This is a genomic window from Crocosphaera chwakensis CCY0110 (assembly GCF_000169335.1).
GTDB lineage: Bacteria > Cyanobacteriota > Cyanobacteriia > Cyanobacteriales > Microcystaceae > Crocosphaera > Crocosphaera chwakensis.
This window is the reverse complement of record NZ_AAXW01000026.1, coordinates 28,416-51,332: the sequence shown is the minus strand read 5'-3', so window position 1 is coordinate 51,332 and position 22,917 is coordinate 28,416. Positions and strand designations below refer to the sequence as shown.

Here is a 22,917-nt window from a genome sequence, read left to right as displayed (position 1 = left end):
ATTGGGTGGCGTAATTGAACTAGATTTGTTAGATTTAGGGTGGTCTTTGGGTATCATGGCCATTGCAGTGGTTTTGTCCAACTGGCAACGGTTAGGCTTAGAAGGTCAACTTATCGTAGCCACAGGGCGATCGCTTCTTCAACTTTTAGCAGTAGGCTATGTGATCGCTGCTATCTTTGAATTAAACCATCCTATCCCTGTTTTATTCATTTTAGGGGTGATGTTAACCATTGCTGCTCAAGTCACTCGTAACCGTATTCCTCACAAGGGCAAAGGGTTTTTTCCTTTGGTTTGGGGATCGTTATTGGTGAGTAGTGGTTTAACCCTCAGTTACGCCCTCAGTTTAATTATTCAGCCTGACACCTGGTATTCTCCCCAGTATTTGATACCATTGACAGGGATGATCCTAGGAAATGCTATGAATAGTGCTTCTTTATCAGGGGAACGTCTAATTAATGCTATTTCTCATAACCAAATTGAGGTAGAAACCTATTTATGTTTAGGAGCTACACCTAAAGAGGCGATCGCAAATTATCGCAAAGAAGCCATTCGGGTGAGTTTAATTCCTACTTTAAATCAAATGATGGTAGTAGGTTTAGTTAGTTTACCAGGAATGTTTACAGGACAAGTTTTAGGGGGAACGGAACCGCTAAACGCAGCTTCTTATCAAATTTTAATTTTATTTATGATTATGTTGACTAACATTTTAACTGCTATTTTGATAACAGAAGGGGTTTATCGTAGTTGTTTTAATGAACAAGCGCAGTTAATAATTAATTAAGTAAATTTACGAGCTTGGAATAATAAAAATTAAATTATTCTAAGTAATTAGAATCCTATATCAATATAAGTTATATTATTTGATCATAGTGAGAGAGTGAGATGATGGTGAATTTTTTAATAATAATTACGAGTTTATCTTTGATAACCTGGATTTATTTACTCCTATTTAGAGGCTGGTTTTGGTTAAGTAATCAAAGAATTAATAGTAATCTTAAGCCATTAAATCAATATCCTTCTGTGTGTGCTGTTATTCCTGCTCGTAACGAAGCTGATGTTTTACCTATTAGTTTAAAATCTCTGCTAAATCAAGATTATCTAGGGAATTTTTCTATTATTTTAGTAGATGACCAAAGCGATGATAATACAGGAAAAGTAGCCCAAAATATTGCAGAAAAGTATCAAAAAGCTGACCAGTTACAAGTCATTTCAGGACAAGGATTAGCATCAGGTTGGTCAGGAAAATTATGGGCAATGAAACAAGGAATTGAACAAGCCAAAAAACTAGATAATAAACCTGATTACTTACTGTTAACCGATGCAGATATCGAACATCATAATAGTAATTTAAAAGAATTAATAAATCAAGCAGAAAAAGAGAACTTAGCCATGACTTCTTTGATGGTTAAGCTGAGATGCGACAGTTTTTGGGAACGATTTTTGATCCCTGCTTTTGTCTATTTTTTTGAGAAACTTTATCCTTTTTCTTGGGTCAATAATCCTCAAAAGAAAATGGCAGCAGCAGCAGGGGGTTGTATCTTAATTCGTCGTGATATTCTAGAAGAAATTGGGGGAATAGAAGTAGTCAAGCAAGCTTTAATTGATGATTGTTCTTTAGCAGCAGCAGTTAAAGCAAAATTACAAGAAAATCCCACAAAACCTACTCAAGGAATTTGGTTGGGATTAAGTGACAAAACCCTTAGTTTACGACCCTATGATAATTTAGAATCAATTTGGAATATGGTAGCAAGAACTGCTTACACTCAGTTAAATTATTCCCCTTTATTATTAATAGGAACTATATTAGGATTAACATTAGTTTATTTAGTAGCCCCTATTAGTTTAATTATTGGATTAATTATTCAAAATAAAATTATTGTTATTTTAGGAGGAATTACCTGGTTATTAATGACTATTTCTTATTTTCCTACTTTAAAGCTATATCGATGTTCTCCTCTGTGGGGATTAAGTCTACCCCTAATCGGCCTTCTCTATGGTTTAATGACAATAGACTCTGCTTGGCGACATTGGCGAGGAAAAGGAGGCGGTTGGAAAGGGCGTTTTTATGTCAATTCTTAATTAGCATAATTTGTTAATTTTGTTAATTTTGTTAAATTTTACTGGCTTTTTGATATTTTCTATTGTACAAAACACTTAGTTTTTTGAGAAATTCAAGAAAATTATTACAGTTAAGCTAAAATAGAGTAATCCTTAAGTTCAATCTAGCATCATTTTTTGTTAGTTAATTGAACTTATACAATTGAAAAGCTTTTAATCTATAAATTTAATAAAACTATAGATCCTGCTATGGTTGAATCAATTATTAATGCTATTAATAGCCAAAATTACGAGGAAGCGTCTCAGCTACTTCAACAGCTACAGCAAGACGACCCCGATAATATTTGGATTCCATTTTATCAAGCTCGTTTAGCTGAAGCACAAGGAGATGTAACCTTTGCCAATGAACGTTATCGAGAACTTCTACCTAATGCGGTAAACCCCAAGCTAATTAGGCAAATTCGTCAAGGGATTGAACGCATCAACCAACAAGACATCCAACAACGTCAAATCGCTTTAGATGAAGCGATGGCAGAAAGTGGGTCTCAAGAAATGGGGATGTTAATTCTTGAGGCGATTTCTAATGAGTTAAAAAAGACGGCAGCCCAGAAATTTGGGGAAATTATGGACATTGATCCCTATACGGCTAGATTACAACTCCCTAGTCGTTCCTGGCGATTATACCGCACCGGGGCTATGGGTAAGCTAAATTTTCAAGCGGAACAACTGAAACAAGCAGATATTCCGTGTTTTACTGCATTGCTTGGCAAGGTTAATACTTTAAATGTTTACAACGTTTTATATATTGAATCTGTTGAATCAAAAGTTACCATTGTCTATGAACCGAAAAAAGGACAACGGGATATCTTTACATTTGAATGGATAGAGGTAGGACAACGAGTAGAAGGATTACTTCCGATTTTTGAGGAATGTTTTGATATTGGGTTGAGGGGACAGTTAAAACGCACCACAGAAACCCTCGATTATGCGAAAATCTGCGATCTTCATCTTCCTGACAAAAATACTATTATTCGTCTCTGTGATCAACAATATCGTTTCCTCGAAGGAATGTCCTTTTCTGATACCCAAAAAGCTAAAGATGGCCAGGCAACCATGAAGAAAAGCTGGCAACATATTATGGCTTTTATTAGCGAAAAAAATCCTAATCTTCTTACTTTCTCAGAATTTACCCCTTTTGGAGAATCAGCTATTGATTTTCAAGAGTTACTTAAACTAATTAATTCTCATATTAATTTATTACGTCGGGAGGAAACTCCCTGGGATGCTGCTTTCCATTTATATAGTAGTCTGGCTTTTTTGAAAACTTTTTCTTAAAACAATTAAACCCAAAAAAAGGGTCAACCGAGGACTGGTTAACCCCAAGCTTGGGAACGCGCGCTAAATCTTAGCTGTGAAGAACTAAATTGATATTAGCTTTGCCTAAGTTACGCTGCTTAACTTCTGCTAAGGTCTTGTTAACAGCATACTTTTGGTTGATGGAGTTGATTAACTCGGTTTGGTTGTGCTTCTTAGCAACACCCCAAAGGTCAGCAACTAGGTCAAAGCTGCCATCGCTATTGCGAGACCAGCCAAGATCATATTCACCATCAAGAACGGCAACAATATCAGAACGAACGCGCTGACCGTTATAACCTCTTACATCAGCGTCGGTCTTCACGAAAATACCGAGATCGCGTAAAGAAGCTTTTAAAATTTCAGCGTCTGTGATTTTGGTACGCAGAGTGCTAAAGTGAGACATTTTCGATTTCCTCCAGTAGAACAGAAGTTGACAACAACAATTTAGGGTTTGAATGCGTCCTCTTTATGGGACGACTTTTGATAGGCTGCTAGCTATTGGCTAGCCTTTACACCTGTTGGGAGCAGGTGAAAGCTTGTTAAAACTCCAATCGCTGATATTCAGCGACGGAGGCCGAAGCAGGTCGCGCTCTTTGTCGCGCCCAGTCCCGTAGGGCAGTGACCTGTTCAGTCATGGTGCGAGATAGGGGTAAAGTCGATTTGATAGCAGCAATAATATCAAGCTGCGTAAACTCCCTATCTTGAGCAAAAGCTTCGTACATGGCTGCAATGATAGCCTGCTCAATTTCTGCACCAGAAAATCCATCAGAGACCTTAGCCAGTTGCTCAATATCGAAGCGAGAAATATCTGAGCGACGTTTACTAAGGTGAATATTGAAAATAGCTTGACGTTCTTCTAAACTAGGCAAGTCAACAAAGAATATTTCGTCAAATCTTCCTTTGCGTAGAAACTCTCCTGGCAACCGTTCAACACGGTTAGCTGTTGCCATCACAAAAACGGGTGAGGTTTTTTCTTGCATCCAGGTGAGAAAAGAACCAAATATTCGACTTGATGTTCCTCCATCAGAGTCTGCTGACCCGGCGCTGCCGGCAAAAGCTTTGTCTAATTCATCAATGAAGAGAATAGCAGGGGAAATGGATTCTGCTGTTTTGAGAGCATTTCTTAGGTTGGCTTCGGAACGACCCACCGCCGAATCATAGACTCTACCTAAGTCTAATCGGAGCAAGGGTAATCCCCATAACCGCGAGGTGGTTTTGGCAATCAGAGATTTTCCGCAACCTGGAACCCCTAAAATTAACATTCCTTTAGGTTGGGGTAAGCCATACTCTCTGGCTCTCTCCGTAAAAGCTCCTGACCTTTGTTTAAGCCATTTCTTCAGTTCATCTAAACCACCCACTGAATTTATAGTTTCATCTTCTTCGATGTAGTCTAAAACTCCATTTCGACGAATCTGCTGCTTTTTTTCTGACAAAACAATATTAACTTCTTCCTCTGTCAGACGACCCGCTTTTACATAAGCTTTCCGATACACTTTCTCTGCTTCGTCCTTGGTTAGACCAAGGGTTGCTTTAAGCAGTTTTTCACGAGCATCGGTAGTAATGCGATTACTTCTGGCTTGCTCAAGTTGTCTTGATAAAACTTGATTAAGTTCGCTTAAATCGGGGAAAGGAAAATCGAGAACAACAACGTCTTTTTCGAGTTCAATGGGAATCTGTTGTAGGGGAGAGAGTAAAATTATGGTTTTCTCTGTTCCCCGTAAGCTGATGATGGCATCTCGCAGAGAACGAGTAACGTTGGCATCAGCAATAAAGGGGTGCAAATCTTTAAATATGAAAATCCCTGGTTCTTTTTCGCGGATGACCCAACTAATAGCAGGTTCAGCATGAACCGTATTATGTTGAGTTGAATTTCCTGGCTGTCCGTATTCAACCATTCCGTGGGTCACAGTCCAAGAAAAGACGCGCCGATGCTTACTATATTGTTGAGCTATCTTGGCGATCGCTTGCTCTGCTCTTTGTTCTTCTGACGTAACAAGATAAATTAAAGGATACTGAGCTTGTATTAGTATGTTTAGCTCTTCTTTCATGGCATCGACCTAAAAATAATGGTTGGACAGTTAAGCAACTTAGCAGGGAACTAAGGCTTCTTCCCCAGGGGTTTCGGTATTGGTTGACACTGTTTCTCTGATATCTAAAGGAAAATCATCTGTAATTACACTAGGTTGATTTTTCAGAGATACCATTTGTCCATTTCGCATGACCATGGCGGCATCGCATTCTGGACAAACATGAACTTGATGTGTTTTTCCATATGCAGCTGCTTCTACCTCTTCTACCTTGTCTGGGTGTTTTAGATAAAAGTCAACTGCTTTTTCAACTAAGGCCGACATAGAATTTTCGTCGATGGCGGCTCTAATCTTGAGTTGCCGATGTATTCCAGGGGGGAGATATAGTGTGACTTTTTGCTTGTCTTGCATATCACTCTAGCTGAGGTTACCCGGGTATGTGTCACAACTCTAGCGATTTTTTTTAGGGCTGTCAAGCTGTTATGCCAGTATGACAGCATTATTGTAACATTGCTTAATAAAGTAGCTGTTCAGACATGGAATTTAGCCTTTTGCTTTCATTATTTTTGGCTTTGGCCGAGAGTCTAGGAACCAGTTTTTGAAAAAAAAATCTCCCGACTTCTACAAAAAGACTATTTAACAGTGACATCCGTCGAATTCGAGGACTGAACTATTTGACGGATGCGATAAATAGGGCGTTTTTGCGATTCGTGATAAGTTCTCATCATCAGTTCTGCTAATAATCCAGAAATCAATAGTTGTATGCCAGTGAGAATTAAAAGCACTGCGAGAATTAGTAGAGGACGATGACCAATGCTCAAGCCAAGAATTAGCTTGAGAAAGGTTAAGTAAGTACCCATCAACAGCCCTGCTATCAATAAAATTAAGCCACCGAGTCCAAAAATGTGCATGGGACGGGTTAAAAACTTTTTCAGGAAGAAGATAGTCAGTAAATCCATTAAGACTCGGAAAGTCCGCCCTAAACCATACTTACTACTTCCGTAACGGCGGGCATGATGACGAACAGGAAGTTCAGTAATTTTTGCTCCTTCAATATAGGCAAGAGCAGGTAAAAAGCGATGAAGTTCACCATAAAGATTCATATCTGATAAAACTTCTCGACGATAAGCTTTTAATGAACATCCATAGTCATGTAATTTAACCCCTGTGACTCGACCAATAATCCAATTAGCAATTTTAGAGGGCAGTAGTCGCGTTAACCGAGCATCTTGGCGATTTTTACGCCAACCACTCACCAAATCGTAACCTTCTTCAAGTTTGTTAACGAGCTTAGGAATATCAGCCGGGTCATTTTGTAAATCCCCATCTAAAGTAATAATAATATTTCCTTTAGCGTATTGAAATCCGGCTGCCATAGCTGGAGTTTGACCGTAATTACGACGAAAAATAATGGCGACTAAATCATCACGACTGTTAGCTAAGTCTTGTAATAAATCAGCAGAACCATCCTGAGAACCATCATCAACACAAATAATTTCGTAGGATAATTGGCTCTCTACTAAAATATCAGCAATTGCTTGAATTAGTAGGGGTAAACTCTCAAGTTCATTATAAATGGGAACGATTACCGAAAGATAAGTTTCGTTATAATTGTGATTATCTTGTTGAGTCAATAGTCTTAATGTTTCGCTCATTACTTTTAGGGATTTTGATTAAAAATTTTGTTGATAATATAACATGAAATAGCAAGAAAATTGAGTCAATCACGGAAGCCGATAACTCATCATTCTATTTCTATCTGTAAGTATCGAATTATTAAATTTCTGGATTGATTAACGATACATTACACTGGCCAAATTTTTTATAGTTTTTGACATTATTATACTTTTCTTTAAGTAATTGGCAGAAAAGCTCAGATTGGTTTGGATAAACTATCCACATACGAGATTCAATGGGGGGTAAGCTATTAAGCCATTTTTTTAGATTAGCTTCGTCAAAATTATATTCATATTCTTTCTTGATAATAGAAGCCGAACCACGATGATAATGTTCTAAAGGTTTAGATGTTCCATGAATGATAGACCAAATAATAACATCTCCTGGTTTTTCTTCTGCATTAATGATCTGAGCAATTCCCCGATAAAAATCTCCACGAGCGCCCATATAGCGTTCTGGTGAGCTATAGTAATGGGTTAATCCTATACTCACAGCGATCGCATAAACCATTGCCACAATTAAAGCCATAAACCGCCACTTTCGCCATATTTTCAGAAACCCTACGGCTAAAAGAAGAAATAAATAGGGTGCAACAAATAAGAAATAACGAGTAATCCAAATGGAATTGGAGAGATGAGAATAAACAAAAATTATGATTAAAGGAATAAACCCCCAAGCAGCTACCCATAACGTTTGTTGGCTACGAGGTTTCTTAACAATAGCAATCACCAATACAGCAACCGCCAAGAGAATGTAAACATGAAGAAACCTTGTTAAATAGGGGGGTGGAGGTGGATAAGAATAGGCAGTTAATATTCTTACTTCCCTCAAAACTTCTCTAATACCTGGAGTTGAACCGACTAAATAATGTTTTCCTGATGTGACGGCGGATAACAAATCAATGGCCACAGGAATAGAAAGAATGATAAGTCCTATTAAGGGTGTCGCGAAAGACAATAATCTTTGCTTTTGTTTGGAAAATTGTGTACCAATAAGTAACAAATCAGCTCCTAATAAAGTCCCATTAAAAGGAACTGTAAGAATAGCTAAAAATCTCATTATCGCCCACCCAGCTTTCGTTTTCCAATTATCAGGCTGTTTTAAAGCATGAGCTAAAAAGAGAGTCCCTGCTAAGGTGACACAAGTGGCTAAAGTATAATAACGAACTTCTTGAGCATGATTGATAAACAAGGGGGAAAGTGTCAACATCAAAGCAGCTATTAACCCTGTCGTTTCATTAAATAAGTAGCGTGCTAGTTCATAAAGCAAAATCACACTTCCCACAGCAAAAATAACAGATAAGCCTCTTAACCAAGCATCACTATTACTAAATGTTGTCCAGAAAGCTAATAAAGGATAATAAAGAAATCGTCCATCTTTCATCCTTAATTTTTCAGCATCAATTAAGCTAATAAATTCATCAATCCATAAACCTTTAGAATCAATTTTATAAATATAAAGGCCAATTGCTAAGAGCAGAATACAACCGAATAAAAACCATTGTCTTTGTTCATCTTTATGATGAGGGATTAAGGGAAAGTTCAATATTTTTAGTTTCATTTTTAAGTCTAGATTAAAATTTTAAGAGCATCATATATCTTGACCTATATGTTAAACCAAAAAGGTCGATTTTTTGTAGAGAATTTAAAAAGTTCGTTTTTTTTAAGCTAATGAAAACAAGGTCGAACAGACGAACCCTGTTATAATGAGCGATAGGTAAACCCTCATTCTCTTGGAGAGGTGGCAGAGTGGTTGAATGCGGCAGTCTCGAAAACTGCTTTGTCGAAAGGCAACGAGGGTTCGAATCCCTCCCTCTCCGTATTCATCTTTTATTGAGAGAAGCCACGGAAAACCTTAAGATTTGAATCTAAATAAAAAAAGGAAGTAGGTTACTTATCTACTTCCTTCTAGACTATTAATGATTAAAATTAGTATTCAGGTAGTAAAGATTGTTGACTTCTATCGGGATTTTGATTTTGTCCAGGATAGATAGGTTGTTGATCAAGACTTCCTAGACGGTTGAAAGGCCAAAAACGGACAAAAGCTTTACCAATAATTTTATCTTTGGGGACAAATCCCCAATAATGAGAATCGTAACTGTTATTACGATTATCTCCTAAGACTAAATATTCTCCCTCAGGAACTACCACTGGACCGTAATCATAATTAGGGTCTTCAGCGATGTATTTTTCAGTAATTTCTTGACCATTAACGTAAACTTTTCCCTGTTTTACTTGAACGGTTTCTCCGGGTAGTCCGATAATACGCTTAATAAAAGCGTCATGGAAGTCTTGGGCTTGAAGGGCTTCTGTCGGGTTAAAGACCACTACATCTCCCCGTACTGGTTCTCGAAAATGATAACTTAATTTTTCAATAATCAGGCGATCGTTGATCTCTAGGGTTGGTTCCATCGAAGAAGAGGGAATGTAACGTGCTTCAGCCACAAAGGTACGAATACCGAAAGCTAAAATGACGGCAGTAACAACTGTTTGGGTGAGTTCAACCCAAGGATTTTCCTGTTTAGAAGATTGAGGACGCTTATGTTTATCTTGTTTTACGCTTCGAGCCATAGGATATAGATATTGTGGGAGTTAAGCGAATCGATATTGTGAGAGTTAAAAGTAACGAATATTTGATTTTAGTTTAGTCAAACTTAAGTGGATGGGACAATTAAAGTATTCTTCATTTTATTTTAGGGGGTTTTTTGTCAAATGACATCACTTCTTATTCGTCACTCTCGTATTTTCTTACCTGATGGTGAGTTTCTAATAGGAGATATCCTAATCAAAGAGGGTAAAATTGTCCAGATTGCCCCAGAAATCACGGAATCGGATGTTACTACTATTATAGATGCTACAGGATTAACTTTGTTGCCTGGCGTTATTGATCCTCAAGTTCATTTTCGAGAACCGGGTTTAGAGCATAAAGAAGACTTGTTTACGGCCAGTTGTGCTTGTGCTAAGGGAGGCGTTACGTCGTTCCTGGAAATGCCGAATACGCGACCTTTAACCACGACGCAGACAACCTTAGATCAGAAATTACACTTAGCTTCACAAAAGTGCTTAGTGAATTATGGATTTTTTATTGGAGCAACAGCCGAAAATTTGCCTGATTTATTAACCGCTAATCCGGTGTGTGGGATTAAAATTTTTATGGGGTCGTCTCATGGAGCTTTATTAGTTTCTCAGGAGAGTGAAATTGAACCTATTTTTGCTAAGGGCGATCGCTTGATTGCCGTTCATGCAGAGGATCAAGCTAGAATTTTACAACGTCGTCAAGAATTTGCCGGTATTACCGATCCGGCAATTCATTCTCAGATTCAAGATGAAACGGCTGCTTTAAATGCCACAAAACTAGCATTGAAACTCTCAGAAAAATATCAAAGACGTTTACATATTTTACACTTATCGACAGGTATCGAAGCCGAATTTTTAAGAGAACATAAGCCTAGTTGGGTAACCACAGAAGTCACTCCACAACATTTATTATTAAACACAGAAACATACAAAAAAATTGGCACGTTAGCACAAATGAATCCACCCTTAAGATCCCCTGAGAATAATCAAGTTTTATGGCAAGCTTTATTAGATGGAGTGATTGATTTTATTGCTACTGACCACGCTCCCCATACTTTAGAAGAAAAAGCAAAAGGGTATCCTCAATCTCCTTCAGGAATGCCTGGAGTAGAGACTTCTTTACCAGTCATGTTGACTCAAGCAATGGCTAGAAAATGCAGCATTGCTCAAGTGTCTCATTGGATGTCTTATGGCCCAGCACAAGCTTATAAAATTGCTAATAAAGGATTAATTAAACCTGGTTATGATGCAGATTTAGTGTTAGTTGATTTAGATAATTATCATCCTGTTCTAAGAGAAGAATTACAAACTAAATGTGGTTGGAGTCCTTTTGAGGGATGGCAATTAACCGGATGGCCTGTTATTACCATTGTTGGAGGAAATATTGTTTATGAAAAGGGCAAATTGAATACAGAAGTTAGGGGAAAAGCTTTACAATTTGGCTCATAAAAATTGCTTAGTTGATAGATGGGAAAATATAGTAAGAACGATATTCTCCCCATCTATTCCTCTCAACTATTACCTCAAACGCTAAGCCGCTATCCCTAACTAATTTCAGTTAGGCTATATTTCTACTTCTAATTGCTTGGTGGGGACAAAACATTCCCCTGGTAAAAGAACTGGGTTGTTACGGAAAATTAATTGGCCTCGATAACTCTTACGATGAATAGCAATACCATAGGGTCGCTTGGCATTTCTGGGATGTAACATACAATAGGTACGATAAATTCTTTGGGCTGCTCGTAATAAAGTGGGATCTAAGATAATAGTGGAGTCCATAGTTTGTTGTCTGGGATCTTTCATTTGAGATGTATAGGCCATAACTTTAATTTCCTCGCAGAATCATTGAGGTTTATCTTTAAATATACTAATGCAAAGAATACACATCAAAAGACGGAAAAACCCCTAACTATGATTCCAATATTCTTAATAAAACTTCTCCCATCGCTTTACATCCCACAGATTTCATGCCTTGAGACATAATATCTCCTGTGCGATATCCTTGGGCTAGGGCTTCTAAAACCGCTTTTTCTAACTTGGTGGCTGCTTTGGCTTCGTTTAATCCATAACGTAGCATCATCGCAGCACTAAGAACTTGTGCTAAGGGGTTAGCCTTATCTTGTCCAGCAATATCAGGAGCCGAACCGTGGACGGGTTCAAATAACCCTGGCTTTTCTAAGCCTAAACTCGCTGAAGGTAACATTCCAATACTGCCCGTTAACATGGCCGCAGCATCAGAAAGGATATCCCCAAACAAATTACCCGTAACGATGGTATCAAACTGTAAGGGTTCTCTGACTAACTGCATGGCCGCATTATCCACATAGAGATGAGATAATTCAACATCAGGGTATTGTTCTGCCATCAACGTAACGCGATCGCGCCAAAGTTGAGAGACATCTAAGACATTGGCTTTATCGACAGAACAAAGTTTACCTGTTCGTTTTTGCGCCGTTTCAAAAGCCACTTTAGCAATGCGATCAATTTCTGACTCGGTATAGGCCATGGTATTGACCCCCCGTTTTTCTCCAGTTTCGGTCTCAAAAATACCTTTGGGTTCTCCAAAATAGATCCCCCCGGTTAATTCTCTGACCACCATAATATCAACCCCTCTGACGATATCTGGTTTTAAGGAAGAGGCATCAATTAACTGGGGTAGAATGGTTGCTGGCCGTAAATTTGCGAATAAATTAAGACCAGCACGAATCGCTAATAATCCTGTTTCAGGCCGTTTTTCACGGGGCAAATTATCCCATTTATAACCCCCAATGGCTGCTAATAATACTGCGTCACTATTGCGACACATTTTTAGGGTTTGATCGGGGAGGGGCTCACCTGTTTCATCGATGGCAGACCCTCCAATGAGGGCTTCTTGAAATTGAAAGTCAATGTCTAACTGTGTCCCGATCAGTTTGAGGATATCAACAGTCACAGTTAAAATTTCAGGCCCGATGCCATCCCCTGGAAGTAGGGTAATGCGATATTGCCTCGTCATAATTAAGTTCTTCTTTTCGTTTTCAGTGAGCGATCGCCAATCTTAAACTGGGAGGGTCGCTTTATATCCATTTCACTAGCAGTCTTACTTTACCACGAGTTGGTATGAGGACTAAGCATGACTCGGTTATAACAAATAACCGAGTTTAATCAAGATTTAAGTGCGCCAAATTTTTTCTAACACTTTTGACGCTTGAATATCTCCTAAATTGTAGGTAGAAGATTGAATCGCAATAAAGCGATCGTCATTAGGAGGAAGCCGTTTCTTAGCGTCGGTTTTACCAAATAAAGCGACAGTATAGGTTCCGACGGCGACTCCTAATTGTAATGGAGGACTATCGGTGCAAATCATTAAATTAGCCCCTGCGATCATGGCAGCTAATTTGCCTATATCTCCAGGTTTGGTAACCTTTAAGTCAGAACAACGACTGAGTAAAGGACTAATCCAAGCTTCATCTCCACCACTTCCTTGGAGTAAGACAATGGATAAGGAGGGCTGTTTTTCTTGAATTCTATTGATGATATTATTCCACTGAGGTATAGGATAGGACTCATTAGCCCCTCCATAGATCACGATATAACCACTTTCGTTAAGTAATAAGCGTTTTTGCTCCGCTTCGGCCCAGGCAATGTCTTCTTTCGGGAGGGCTATTTTCAGAGAGGGACAGGTCGATTTAATGTCTATTCCCTGGAGCAAATCGTGGTACATCTCGGCGGTGTATTGTTCTGTTTTTTGGGGAACAGGGTTTGAAATAAACCAACTGGGTTGGGTTTTATAGCCGACGGTCACAGGAATACCATTCAACCATAGTAATAAGCTTATACTCCAACGTTTTTCTAAGGTTAAGGCAATATCGTATTCGCGATCGCGGATAATCCCTAATAAGTTTAAATAGTCAGCCAATCCATTGCGATCTTGATAGTCGAATAAGAGAACTTCATGAACCTGAGGACACACCCGATAAGCGGATTTGGCACGGGGTTCAACCAGGACATCAATAATAGCATTAGGATATTGAGTTTTGAGGTCTTCTAGGGTCGGAAAAAATAAAATTTGTTCGTTTATCCCCCCAGGAACCAGGGCTAATATTCGCATAGTTTCGATGTTTTAATGGGTAGAACGTGGGCTTCGTTACAGCACAACAGCTTAATTTTAAGGGAAGAGTCCTCTAATTTGCTTTAATGTTCAGAATTAATTATGAACTACCCATAACTGATTGCCGATCATTGTTCTATCACTTCAAAGTCTGACTCCTCAAGAGATAATACAATTGATTCGGGTTGATGATTAATGGGATTTTGCTCTAGCCTTACCAACCACCTTCCGTTGCTTTCTTGTGCTTCAATACGCCCTTCTATCCCCTTAGCATAGTCAGGGTAAATGACACGCACGACCATTCCAATGCGGATCATAAGTATACTATTACCTACAATAAAATAAGTAAAATAAAATTAACTTTAGATTAAGTCTAGGTTAAAAGTGGGTACTCTACAATAGAAAAATATGGTCAACAGGAACAAACATCATGGACAATATACCAGCTAAGATTAAAGAGAATTTTCTTTGTCCCATCTCTCCTTATCACGGCTCTCTAACTAACCATACCGTGATGTTTAACACTAAACTACAACAGTTTGCTCAAAAAGTGGGTTTTATTGCCAATCTGCACACCGGAGGAAAATTACCTCCAAAAGAAGCCTATGATCAAGTTGAAGGATTGTGGAGAGAGTTAGAGGCAACGAAAATGACAATTTTTGAAGCTGAGTAATATTGGCTTTGTTATGATGAGCGAGAATCATCCACAATGCCATGATCTTTAATGAGTCTTTTTGATGCTTTTCAACCGATCGCAGCGATCGCAACTACGCCCCAGGCTACTCAATTATTACATCCCCTCTGTCAATCCTTAGGGGCAACACTCTATGTTCCCGAAACCTTACCTTTAAGTGATACAACAATTTGTCATTATCAAGGTTCCCTTAAAGCCCATTTAGCTACAATTTGGCCAAATAATCGGGCTTTTATTTTTTGTTTAGCGACGGGTGCAGTGACTCGTCTTATTGCTCCGTTGTTAAAGGATAAAGCCTCTGATCCGGCTATTATTGTTATCGATCCCACAGGTCAATATGTTATTAGTTTATGCAGTGGCCATCAAGGTGGAGCTGATCGCTTAGCCCAACTCATCGCTCATCATCTCCACGCTACCCCCATCATTACCGGCGCATCTCATCATCTCAATTTACCGGCGATTGATTTGTTAGGGTTGCCCTTTGGTTGGCGCAAAGGACCAGGGGATTGGACAGGGGTCAGCCATGCCATTGCTTCTCAAAAAACGATTCAGGTGATACAAGAAGCAGGTTCTCGGCTTTGGCAAGAAAATTTACCTCAAAATCATCCTTTTTACTTTGGGTTCGGTGAAATGGGGGAAAATGCTAGACCAGAGGGGAGAATATGGATTAGTGCTACCCAACGCAGATTTGCTGAAGGCTCTAGCCTGCCTAAAGTGCAATGGTATCCTAGGGTGTTATGGGTGGGTATCGGGTGCATTCGGGGAACGTCTCAGGAATTGATTGCATCGGCTATCCAAGACGTTTGTCAAAAGTATCATTTAGCTGAAGAGGCGATCGCAGGTATTGCCACTATTGACATTAAAGCTGATGAAGTTGGAATAATTCAATATTGTCAAGAAAAACAGTATCCTTTATTAACTTATTCGGCTGATGTTTTAAACACTATTGATGTTCCTAATCCTTCTGATATTGTAAAAGAAGAAGTCGGGACTTATAGTGTAGCAGAAGCAGCAGCCGTTTATGGAGCTAATTATTGGTTTAGTTCTCAAGGAAATAGGGAACAGGGAACAGGGAACAGGAAACAGATTCAGTTTAAAAAACCTCTTTTGGTTAACAAACAAATTGTTAAATCTGAACATGAAGCGGTGACAATTGCGATTGCTCAAAGCGAGTTAGAATATACAGGAAGAACAGGAAAAATATATTTAGTTGGAATAGGTCCAGGAAGTTTAGAACAGATTACTGCTGCTGCAAAAACGGCAATTAATGAAGTAGATTCTATTATTGGTTATTCTTTATATTTAGACTTAATCAAACCCTTACAACGTTCTGGTCAAATCATTGAATCTTTACCGATTACTAAAGAGAAAAAAAGAGCGCAAAGAGCTATAGAATTAGCCCAATGGGGCTTATCAGTAGCTGTAGTTTCATCGGGAGATTGTGGTATTTATGGTATGGCTGGATTAGTATTAGAAGAATTAAAAAATAGTAATTGGGATGGCAACAATCCCAGTATTGAAGTATTTCCAGGAATTACCGCTTTACAAGCAGCAGCAGCAAGAGTAGGAACCCCATTAATGCACGATTTTTGTGCCATTAGTTTGAGTGATTTATTAACTCCTTGGGATGTGATAAAAAAGCGATTAACTGCAGCAGCAATGGGAGATTTTGTCACAGCACTTTATAATCCGCGATCGCAAACTCGTCAAACTCAAATTGTTGAAGCACAAAATATTTTTCTAAATTATCGTAATTCTAATACCCCTGTTGCTTTAGTTCGTTGTGCTTACCGTCAAGATGAAACCATAATATTAACTAATTTAGGAGAAATGTTAAACTATGATATTGATATGCTGACCACTGTTTTAATTGGTAATAGTAGCACTTTTTATTATGAAAATTGGATGATTACACCCAGAGGATATAAGCAAGTCGATGAACAAAAATAACTATCAATTAATGTTAAAAATGCTTGCTTTTTCTTGACTTGACATGATATTCTATACACAATGGAAAAGGTGTGCGCTTGTTACCTCTGTTTTTGAGAAAGAAAAGAAGTAAAATAAAACAGTCTTGATTATTGAGAGTTTATAACCAAAAACGACGAATAGGATAATTATCAAACATTTGATCTCTGCTAACTAAGGTTAACGAATTATTAATGGATTGAGCAATTAAAATGCGGTCAAAAGGATCTTTATGATACAAAGGTAAATGGTAAAGCTTAATAGTATCCTGTAAAGTAATCGATAACAACTTAAAACGAGTCGCTAAAAAACGAGTTTCTATATCGTTAAAATCACAACTTAAAGCAAGTTTACCGATTTTCACTTTAATAGATATTTCCCAAAAACTAGCAACACTGACAAATACATTTTCTGTATTTTCTAGATAATCTATTATTTTAATAGGTAAACTGGAATCATTTTCTGCTAACCAGATAAAAACATGGGTATCGATTAAAACACCACTCATTACATATAATCCTCAAACTCTTCTAAAGGTTCATCAAAATCCTTAGATAAGGGTAAAATAAATGTACCTTTCATTGAACCTGCTAATTTTTGTTTAGTTGTTATTTCTTTTGCTACTTCAAGAAATAATACGTGTTTGTCTATTGTGTCAGGTTCTATTTTTGATTGTAGAAACTCGATAAAGTCTAAGACTTCTTGCTGTTTTTCAAGGGGAAGTTTTTCTATTTTTGCTGATACTATTTCTGAGATTTTCATTACATTTACACTATTTCATTTGTAACTACAATTTATCATATCTTCCTGCTGTGAGCGATCGCTGTTTGTTTTGGCAACTTTAGGGATGATGGGTTAATGATACTGTAGCGCAATAGTTAGGCAAGACTGATGATGAATTAATGTTAAAAATGCTTGCTTTTAGTTGACTTGACATGATATTCTATACACAATGGAAAAGGTGTGCGCTTGTAACTTCTGTTTTTGGGGAATAGAAGAGACGAGATAAAACAGTATTGAGTTATCGCTGAGGAAAAAATACCCGATTGAAAGGTTCTTTACGATAACGTCGATAAACATCAAAATCTTTATCTAAAGTAGCAATTGCTGATATATTTAATCTTTCAGAGATGACAATAAGAGATAAGTCAGTAAAGTCTCCTGGTAAGTCTTGATAAATGGTGTTAAGTTCAATAATTCTTTGATAATCTGATGGAAGTAAATGTTCACAAACAAAAGCTTCTTTTTCTAACGCTAATAAAAACTCATTTTGCAAATTAATATTAGGGGATAGTAACCACATCACTTCTGTGACACAAGCAAGGGTGGTAATCAATTGACTATTACAAGTATTAAAAAAATTCAAAACTTGCTGATGATAGTAATCTTTAACATCATAAAAAGCAACGATAATTCCTGTATCTATTAAAACAAAAGGATAGTTATTCACAATTTTTATGTATGTCTTTTTTGATGTTTTTCTTTAATTTTCTTTGCTATTGTTTTTTTACGAACATCTCTATCTGATAAATTTTCAGAACCTTCTAATAAAAACTCAGGATAACCTCCCATTTTTTCTATAATTGTTTGTTGTGGAGCTTTCTTCTTTGCTTCTAAGATTTCTATTGATTCGATAAATTCTAAAACTGTGTTCAGTTGTTCTGAAGATAAATTAGATAGTTTTTCATTAATTCTCGTTTGTAATCGTAATGAGTTCATAACTTAATTGATTTTTTTAGTTGTATAAAGTTTATCTATAACTACAATTTATCATATTCCTCTGGTGGGTGATCGCTGTTTCTTTTGGCTACTTTAGGGATGATGGGTTAATGATACTGTAGCGCAATAGTTAGATAAGACTGATGATGAATCGATGTAACAAATACTTGCTTTTTCTTGACTTAACATGATATTCTATACACAGTGGGAAAGGTGTGCGCTTGCAACCTTTGTTTTTGAGAAAGAGAAGAGACAAGATAAAACAGTCTCAAAATTCAAAAATTTTAGTTACTCATATAAGTTAAAGGTGTTGTGCAGATTTAATTTAATAGTCTGGTTTCTGTAGTATGTTGGCAACATAATAGATGTATAGTCAAAAATCATAGAATTAGAGAAGATTCTAAAGTTAACATTGCTTACCTTCCTTACCTTCTACTATAGCAATCTCTTCAGGTGTTAATTCATATAATTTATAGACTATTTCATCAATTTCTTTCTCTAAGTTACTGACATCTGCATCAGGATTATTGTTTTTAATTTTGATTATTTTATTGACTATTTCTGTAATCTCAGTATCTTGCTTATTTGTTGCTGTTGGGATAGGTATTTGTGAAACATACATAGGTTTAAATTCTAAAAATCCATTTTGTCTTTCTGGTGCAATATATTTAATAAACCACCATAATAATTGTGAATTTAATAATCCAATAAGATAAAATAAAGAATCACTAATACAAATAGATGTCTTATCATTAGTATAGTAACTCTGTTGATCTATTAAATATTCTACATTATCTATAATAGAAGGAATAATAATTTTATTATTTTCAAACTCATCCCAATATTTACAACTTCGTAACTCCCAAAAATATTTACCTTGATCATATCGTTGAATTAATTGTTCTCGATATTGATTTAACCATTGATAAATTGCAGGATAAGTCTCAGAAAATATCATTTCTGCTTCGATGTCTGGTTTATCACTCCAAGGATGTTTTTTGTTTTCAGATGATTCTATTTTAATCAAATATTGTTCAGCAAAGTTAACAACCCATCGTTTAACATCTCTTCCTCTTAAAAACGGTTTTAAAACTTCTGCGGAGGAAGAATATTCAGAAATTAATCTATCTTTGGTTGCTTTATCAATAATAAACGCTTCATTAAACCCTGTTAAAATACCCCGATAAAACCTACCATTAACATAGTCTCCTAATGGTATCCCTGCATTTCTTAACTTATCTAATAACTGTAACACTTGAGAAGATTCTAACCTCCAACCGTCTGATAATAAATCTTGTTGTTGTAGCGTAAACTATCTTGATTAAGATAGTAATAAAATCATCAATAGAATTATCGCTTTCCCAGTTTAATACTTGTATTGTTTGACCATCTTTTAACAACTTTTCAACTTGTGTTACGATAATACTAGGATAAGCGATCGCTTCTTCAAATACCGGTGCATCACCAAAGTCTATTAACGTATGTATGGTAGTATTTGTTGTTAAAAATGAGCGCAATTTTTCCCCATATCCTGATCGAAAATATTTATTAGAAGAAATATAAGTTAAAATTCCTTGTTTCTTAAGAAGAGTGTAAGCTTTTTCATAGAAATAAACGAATAAATCAGCAACTCCTGTATAACAGTTATATTGTTCTTTAAAATAAGGTTTAAATTGTTTTATTTCTTCTTGACGAATATATGGAGGATTACCAATAATGATATCAAAACCAACAAAATCACCCTTATTATTTAACACTTCTGGAAACTCAAACCGCCATTCAAAGGCATTTTGATATAACTTACCGCTTTCTATTTCTTCCAACTCAACGGTTAACTTATCTATCTCATTTTGTAACTTAATTATCTTCTTTTCTTTTGCTTTATTTTCTTTCTCAGTCTCCTCTAATAAAGTGGTTTGATTTTGTAATAAATATAAATCTGACTCTAACTTTCTCAGTTTAACCTTTTTGGGATCAGTACCAGATAAAGTTGTCTGAAAATTATCCTTAATTTTTGTAATTAATTCTTCCATTTCTCGCTTTTCTTCTTTACTTTTTGCACTGCGATAGGTTTGTACGGCAGTTTGATAAGTATTAATGTTTGACTTACTCTTACTCAACGCTATTTTTAAGTCTGAGTTTAACGGAAACCGACTAATTAAAGAATTCCCACACTTAATATTAATGTCAATATTGGGTAACGTTTCTAACTCATTTTCCCCTTTATAATAAGCATTTTTCAATAACTCTATCCATAACCGTAACCGACAAATCTTAACCGAGTTGGGATTAATATCTACTCCAAATAAACAATTTTCGATAATTTTTTGTTTCTCATGAAATAAAGTTTCTTGTACCCGTTGACTTTCCTTATTCTTAGGATTATATTCAAACAACGTTTCGTTATCATCTTCAATGACTAACTCATCATTGACCACTTCTATTTTATAGTCTCGTAATGTCTTACCTTCTTTATCTTGTAAGATTTTCAACTCACTTTTTATTGCGATGATTTCATTCAACGCAGACACCAAAAAATGACCCGAACCCACCGCAGGATCACAAATTTTTAAACTGTTGATGATCTCGTTTGCTTCTACTTTATCATCAATCTTATTATAGAGATCATTAATCGTGTTACAGTTCCATTTTTTAACCTCATTAAACTTTTGAATCACTCCCCGTCTAATAGTTTCTTCACACATATACATGGTGATAAAACCAGGGGTAAAAAAGGAACCATCTTTATAACCGTTTATCTTCTCAAAAATTAACCCCAAAACCGACGCATTAATTAAGCGTTTGTTGTCTTCTTGTATTGCTTCGGAACCCTCGCTACTAAAATCATAAGCATCTAGAAACTCAAATAAATATTGTAGTGCATTTAAGTCTCCTGTTCGTTTTTTTCCTGTAGTATCTTTTAACACGGTTCCTGAAAAAACAGGTAAGTTTTCATTAATAAGATTACTAATACAGATAGTTTCTTGTTCTAACTCTGTTTTCTCAAATAATGAACTATTAAGATAGGGAACTTTACCAAATTTTTGATTAATATATTCATTCCTTTGACTATTTTCGTAAGCTAAAACCTTAAAAAAGAGAAAATCTAAGTCATTATAATCTTTAATCTTATCTAGGTTTAAAAATGCAAAAGATTTATCTCCTTGATGATAATTAATTAATTGTGCTTCTAATAACTTTAAAAATAGAATACGATTAATCCAAGTAATTACTAATTCTAAACTAACATTAAAAAGTTGTTCTTCTTTGCTATCACCAAACTGTAACGGATTTTTGAGATCAAGATCATTATCCAATTGTATGATTGTATTTTCAATTAATGATCCAATGTTTCTTTTTGCCGCTTTATTTCGTTTAATTAACTTCTTATTTTTCTCCTTAACTTCTGTCAATCCAATAATATATAATAACTCGTTATAAAATTCTTTATCTAAACTGTTACTATCATTAATAAACGGTAACTTTAATAAATGTTCAGGAGAAAATAACTTATATAAGTCCCGTAACTGCTTTTCATTGTCTATACTTTCTCGTAAATTAACATAAACGAAAGTTAAATCATCGGTTTTTTGATCAATTGCAGGTTTAGCAATGTCTTTGTAGAAAAAATCTGTACCTTTACCCGTTAACCTTCCATCTTCAAACTCATTAAACTGCTTAAATAAAGCTGTATCCTGATAAAATAACCGTTCAAACTCTTGTGCATCAAAAATGAACCACTCGTAAACATTAGTAATAATTAAATATTTGAGATTAATATTATTCTCTATAACTCTCTCTCGCAAAAAATATAAGAGTAACTGCTGTAATGCTTTGACATTAAGTTTATCTAACTTTGGCATTTCAGATTTATTATTGGGTTTTTTACACTCTAAAATAACCCCTACTGTACTATCATCACTTTTATCAGTGCGAATCACTAAATCGTTAATAAATTTAGTATTGATAAAATAATTATCTTGATAATAAGTATTTTTAAGAAAATCTCGCAATAAATTTTTGTTATATTCTTCTGACTCTCTGTCCTTAATATTATCTAGTAATTGTTTTAAATTAATTTTAAACTGTTCAAAATGTTGACGAGTGGGTTTAACTTTGAGGAAAGCTTTATTTAATGATTGATGGGGTGATAATAGGTTAGACATAACATTAATAATCAAAAAAGTTAGAGTTAAAAACTATTGATAAGGTGGGCAAAACATTAATTTATTTAGTTGGGTAATATAAGTTATCTATTTGCCCACCCTACTGTTTTGATTGAATACTTGACAGGAAAATAAAACATTTATGGTTCATTATTTAAAATATCTTCTAAAATTTCAGGATTTAATCCTCATTTTTCTGCTTTATCAGCAATTTCTTCAATTAAATTATTTATATCAATCTCATTAAAATCCCCTGATTTAAGTTGTTTTACTGTTTCTTCTATCCACAAATTAAAATCTTTATCATAGAGAGTTTGTGAATTAATCTGAGTGACCATATTTTGACATCTTCAAAAATTTAAACTATTCAATCCCATTATAACAAAATGAATAGCTGAAATAACGGTATTAAAAAAAGATAATAAATCGTTCTATCTCTGAAATTATGTTTGATCATAAAAGTAGAAGTCTCATTATTAACCCCTATGACAAACCCCTACCAAAAACAACTCTAATGTTGCCTTAATCAGACCTCAAAAATTAATGATTTTTTGATATTTTTCCCTAAAACTGTCAAGTCTTTGCA

General features: G+C 35.9%; 22 protein-coding genes, 1 tRNA gene and 1 pseudogene. 7 read left to right on the top strand and 17 right to left on the bottom strand.

The features are described 5' to 3' along the window. Position 1 precedes the first annotated feature (1 nt). The 3 genes from CY0110_RS16195 (at position 2) to CY0110_RS16185 (ending at position 3,393) form a co-directional block, all read left to right on the top strand. Positions 2 to 781 (top strand): ABC transporter permease, encoded by a 780-nt coding sequence (locus tag CY0110_RS16195; RefSeq protein WP_008276570.1) that lies wholly within the window; start codon positions 2 to 4, stop codon positions 779 to 781. 104 nt (positions 782 to 885) lie between these two features. Next, on the top strand, positions 886 to 2,079 hold the full coding sequence (locus CY0110_RS16190; protein ID WP_035799674.1) for a glycosyltransferase: 1,194 nt from the start codon (positions 886 to 888) through the stop codon (positions 2,077 to 2,079). Positions 2,080 to 2,307: 228 nt separating this feature from the next. Then, the gene (locus CY0110_RS16185) at positions 2,308 to 3,393 is read left to right on the top strand and encodes a hypothetical protein (RefSeq protein WP_008276568.1); all 1,086 of its coding nucleotides are present in this window, start codon (positions 2,308 to 2,310) and stop codon (positions 3,391 to 3,393) included. 70 nt (positions 3,394 to 3,463) lie between these two features. Here the strand turns inward: CY0110_RS16185 and CY0110_RS16180 are convergent, their stop codons facing one another. From CY0110_RS16180 to CY0110_RS16160, 5 genes are all read right to left on the bottom strand, one after another. Beyond that, positions 3,464 to 3,817 (bottom strand): DUF1257 domain-containing protein, encoded by a 354-nt coding sequence (locus CY0110_RS16180; protein ID WP_008276567.1) that lies wholly within the window; start codon positions 3,815 to 3,817, stop codon positions 3,464 to 3,466. A gap of 136 nt (positions 3,818 to 3,953) precedes the next feature. Then, the gene (gene ycf46 / locus CY0110_RS16175; protein ID WP_008276566.1) at positions 3,954 to 5,462 is read right to left on the bottom strand and encodes a stress-responsive protein Ycf46; all 1,509 of its coding nucleotides are present in this window, start codon (positions 5,460 to 5,462) and stop codon (positions 3,954 to 3,956) included. Between the two features lie 39 nt (positions 5,463 to 5,501). After that, positions 5,502 to 5,852, bottom strand: coding sequence for a hypothetical protein (locus tag CY0110_RS16170; protein ID WP_008276565.1), 351 nt, complete (start codon positions 5,850 to 5,852; stop codon positions 5,502 to 5,504). Positions 5,853 to 6,073: 221 nt separating this feature from the next. Further along, on the bottom strand, positions 6,074 to 7,096 hold the full coding sequence (locus CY0110_RS16165; RefSeq protein WP_008276564.1) for a glycosyltransferase family 2 protein: 1,023 nt from the start codon (positions 7,094 to 7,096) through the stop codon (positions 6,074 to 6,076). A 121-nt stretch (positions 7,097 to 7,217) separates the two neighbouring features. Next, the gene (locus tag CY0110_RS16160) at positions 7,218 to 8,678 is read right to left on the bottom strand and encodes a glycosyltransferase family 39 protein (RefSeq protein ID WP_008276563.1); all 1,461 of its coding nucleotides are present in this window, start codon (positions 8,676 to 8,678) and stop codon (positions 7,218 to 7,220) included. A gap of 174 nt (positions 8,679 to 8,852) precedes the next feature. Between CY0110_RS16160 and CY0110_RS16155 the strand changes: the two genes are divergently transcribed. Continuing rightward, positions 8,853 to 8,937: transfer RNA gene (locus tag CY0110_RS16155), tRNA-Ser, on the top strand. 109 nt (positions 8,938 to 9,046) lie between these two features. Here CY0110_RS16155 and lepB read toward each other — a convergent pair. Beyond that, positions 9,047 to 9,688: a signal peptidase I gene (gene lepB / locus CY0110_RS16150; RefSeq protein WP_008276562.1), complete on the bottom strand. Its 642-nt coding sequence runs from the start codon at positions 9,686 to 9,688 to the stop codon at positions 9,047 to 9,049. A 141-nt stretch (positions 9,689 to 9,829) separates the two neighbouring features. Between lepB and CY0110_RS16145 the strand changes: the two genes are divergently transcribed. Further along, complete coding sequence (locus CY0110_RS16145; protein WP_008276561.1) at positions 9,830 to 11,143, top strand: dihydroorotase; 1,314 nt, start codon at positions 9,830 to 9,832, stop codon at positions 11,141 to 11,143. A 114-nt stretch (positions 11,144 to 11,257) separates the two neighbouring features. On the opposite strand, the gene CY0110_RS16140 is transcribed toward CY0110_RS16145, so the two are convergent. From CY0110_RS16140 to CY0110_RS16125, 4 genes are all read right to left on the bottom strand, one after another. Beyond that, on the bottom strand, positions 11,258 to 11,515 hold the full coding sequence (locus CY0110_RS16140; RefSeq protein WP_008276560.1) for a hypothetical protein: 258 nt from the start codon (positions 11,513 to 11,515) through the stop codon (positions 11,258 to 11,260). 88 nt (positions 11,516 to 11,603) lie between these two features. Then, positions 11,604 to 12,689 carry a 3-isopropylmalate dehydrogenase gene (gene leuB, locus CY0110_RS16135; protein WP_008276559.1) on the bottom strand — a complete coding sequence of 362 codons (1,086 nt, stop codon included), beginning with the start codon at positions 12,687 to 12,689 and terminating at the stop codon, positions 11,604 to 11,606. Positions 12,690 to 12,845: 156 nt separating this feature from the next. Next, on the bottom strand, positions 12,846 to 13,784 hold the full coding sequence (locus CY0110_RS16130) for a glycosyltransferase family 9 protein (RefSeq protein ID WP_008276558.1): 939 nt from the start codon (positions 13,782 to 13,784) through the stop codon (positions 12,846 to 12,848). Between the two features lie 128 nt (positions 13,785 to 13,912). Then, positions 13,913 to 14,101 carry a hypothetical protein gene (locus CY0110_RS16125; RefSeq protein WP_008276557.1) on the bottom strand — a complete coding sequence of 63 codons (189 nt, stop codon included), beginning with the start codon at positions 14,099 to 14,101 and terminating at the stop codon, positions 13,913 to 13,915. Positions 14,102 to 14,214: 113 nt separating this feature from the next. On the opposite strand from CY0110_RS16125, the gene CY0110_RS16120 reads away from it, so the two are divergent. Both CY0110_RS16120 and cobJ read left to right on the top strand, forming a co-directional pair. Beyond that, positions 14,215 to 14,457, top strand: coding sequence for a DUF7219 family protein (locus CY0110_RS16120; protein WP_008276556.1), 243 nt, complete (start codon positions 14,215 to 14,217; stop codon positions 14,455 to 14,457). A gap of 51 nt (positions 14,458 to 14,508) precedes the next feature. Then, on the top strand, positions 14,509 to 16,428 hold the full coding sequence (cobJ, locus tag CY0110_RS16115) for a precorrin-3B C(17)-methyltransferase (RefSeq protein ID WP_008276555.1): 1,920 nt from the start codon (positions 14,509 to 14,511) through the stop codon (positions 16,426 to 16,428). Positions 16,429 to 16,567: 139 nt separating this feature from the next. Here the strand turns inward: cobJ and CY0110_RS16110 are convergent, their stop codons facing one another. The 7 genes and pseudogenes from CY0110_RS16110 to CY0110_RS28665 form a co-directional block, all read right to left on the bottom strand. After that, positions 16,568 to 16,954 (bottom strand): type II toxin-antitoxin system VapC family toxin, encoded by a 387-nt coding sequence (locus CY0110_RS16110; protein WP_008276554.1) that lies wholly within the window; start codon positions 16,952 to 16,954, stop codon positions 16,568 to 16,570. Further along, positions 16,954 to 17,208 carry a type II toxin-antitoxin system VapB family antitoxin gene (gene vapB / locus CY0110_RS16105; RefSeq protein ID WP_008276553.1) on the bottom strand — a complete coding sequence of 85 codons (255 nt, stop codon included), beginning with the start codon at positions 17,206 to 17,208 and terminating at the stop codon, positions 16,954 to 16,956. The genes CY0110_RS16110 and vapB overlap by 1 nt, the downstream gene beginning before the upstream one ends. Positions 17,209 to 17,467: 259 nt before the next feature. Beyond that, a complete protein-coding gene (locus CY0110_RS16100; protein ID WP_008276552.1) occupies positions 17,468 to 17,896 on the bottom strand; it encodes a type II toxin-antitoxin system VapC family toxin in 429 nt (142 codons plus the stop codon). A 5-nt stretch (positions 17,897 to 17,901) separates the two neighbouring features. Then, a complete protein-coding gene (locus CY0110_RS16095; protein WP_008276551.1) occupies positions 17,902 to 18,165 on the bottom strand; it encodes a hypothetical protein in 264 nt (87 codons plus the stop codon). A 406-nt stretch (positions 18,166 to 18,571) separates the two neighbouring features. Beyond that, complete coding sequence (locus CY0110_RS30440; RefSeq protein WP_008276550.1) at positions 18,572 to 19,420, bottom strand: TaqI-like C-terminal specificity domain-containing protein; 849 nt, start codon at positions 19,418 to 19,420, stop codon at positions 18,572 to 18,574. Continuing rightward, positions 19,401 to 22,331, bottom strand: a complete 2,931-nt coding sequence (locus tag CY0110_RS16090) for a type IIG restriction enzyme/methyltransferase (protein WP_008276549.1) — start codon at positions 22,329 to 22,331, stop codon at positions 19,401 to 19,403. The genes CY0110_RS30440 and CY0110_RS16090 overlap by 20 nt, the downstream gene beginning before the upstream one ends. A gap of 209 nt (positions 22,332 to 22,540) precedes the next feature. Next, positions 22,541 to 22,669, bottom strand: a pseudogene (locus CY0110_RS28665) (DUF29 family protein); the annotation flags it as partial. Between the last annotated feature and the right edge of the window lie 248 nt (positions 22,670 to 22,917).

Bases quoted from the DNA above. Each gene is read 5' to 3' on its own strand.
- CY0110_RS16190 (WP_035799674.1), top strand. From the start codon at position 886: ATGGTGAATTTTTTAATAATAATTACGAGTTTATCTTTGATAACCTGG.
- CY0110_RS16185 (WP_008276568.1), top strand. From the start codon at position 2,308: ATGGTTGAATCAATTATTAATGCTATTAATAGCCAAAATTACGAGGAA.
- CY0110_RS16180 (WP_008276567.1), bottom strand. From the start codon at position 3,817: ATGTCTCACTTTAGCACTCTGCGTACCAAAATCACAGACGCTGAAATT.
- ycf46 (WP_008276566.1), bottom strand. From the start codon at position 5,462: ATGAAAGAAGAGCTAAACATACTAATACAAGCTCAGTATCCTTTAATT.
- CY0110_RS16170 (WP_008276565.1), bottom strand. From the start codon at position 5,852: ATGCAAGACAAGCAAAAAGTCACACTATATCTCCCCCCTGGAATACAT.
- CY0110_RS16165 (WP_008276564.1), bottom strand. From the start codon at position 7,096: ATGAGCGAAACATTAAGACTATTGACTCAACAAGATAATCACAATTAT.
- CY0110_RS16160 (WP_008276563.1), bottom strand. From the start codon at position 8,678: ATGAAACTAAAAATATTGAACTTTCCCTTAATCCCTCATCATAAAGAT.
- lepB (WP_008276562.1), bottom strand. From the start codon at position 9,688: ATGGCTCGAAGCGTAAAACAAGATAAACATAAGCGTCCTCAATCTTCT.
- CY0110_RS16145 (WP_008276561.1), top strand. From the start codon at position 9,830: ATGACATCACTTCTTATTCGTCACTCTCGTATTTTCTTACCTGATGGT.
- CY0110_RS16140 (WP_008276560.1), bottom strand. From the start codon at position 11,515: ATGGCCTATACATCTCAAATGAAAGATCCCAGACAACAAACTATGGAC.
- leuB (WP_008276559.1), bottom strand. From the start codon at position 12,689: ATGACGAGGCAATATCGCATTACCCTACTTCCAGGGGATGGCATCGGG.
- CY0110_RS16130 (WP_008276558.1), bottom strand. From the start codon at position 13,784: ATGCGAATATTAGCCCTGGTTCCTGGGGGGATAAACGAACAAATTTTA.
- CY0110_RS16125 (WP_008276557.1), bottom strand. From the start codon at position 14,101: ATGATCCGCATTGGAATGGTCGTGCGTGTCATTTACCCTGACTATGCT.
- CY0110_RS16120 (WP_008276556.1), top strand. From the start codon at position 14,215: ATGGACAATATACCAGCTAAGATTAAAGAGAATTTTCTTTGTCCCATC.
- cobJ (WP_008276555.1), top strand. From the start codon at position 14,509: ATGAGTCTTTTTGATGCTTTTCAACCGATCGCAGCGATCGCAACTACG.
- CY0110_RS16110 (WP_008276554.1), bottom strand. From the start codon at position 16,954: ATGAGTGGTGTTTTAATCGATACCCATGTTTTTATCTGGTTAGCAGAA.
- vapB (WP_008276553.1), bottom strand. From the start codon at position 17,208: ATGAAAATCTCAGAAATAGTATCAGCAAAAATAGAAAAACTTCCCCTT.
- CY0110_RS16095 (WP_008276551.1), bottom strand. From the start codon at position 18,165: ATGAACTCATTACGATTACAAACGAGAATTAATGAAAAACTATCTAAT.
- CY0110_RS16090 (WP_008276549.1), bottom strand. From the start codon at position 22,331: ATGTCTAACCTATTATCACCCCATCAATCATTAAATAAAGCTTTCCTC.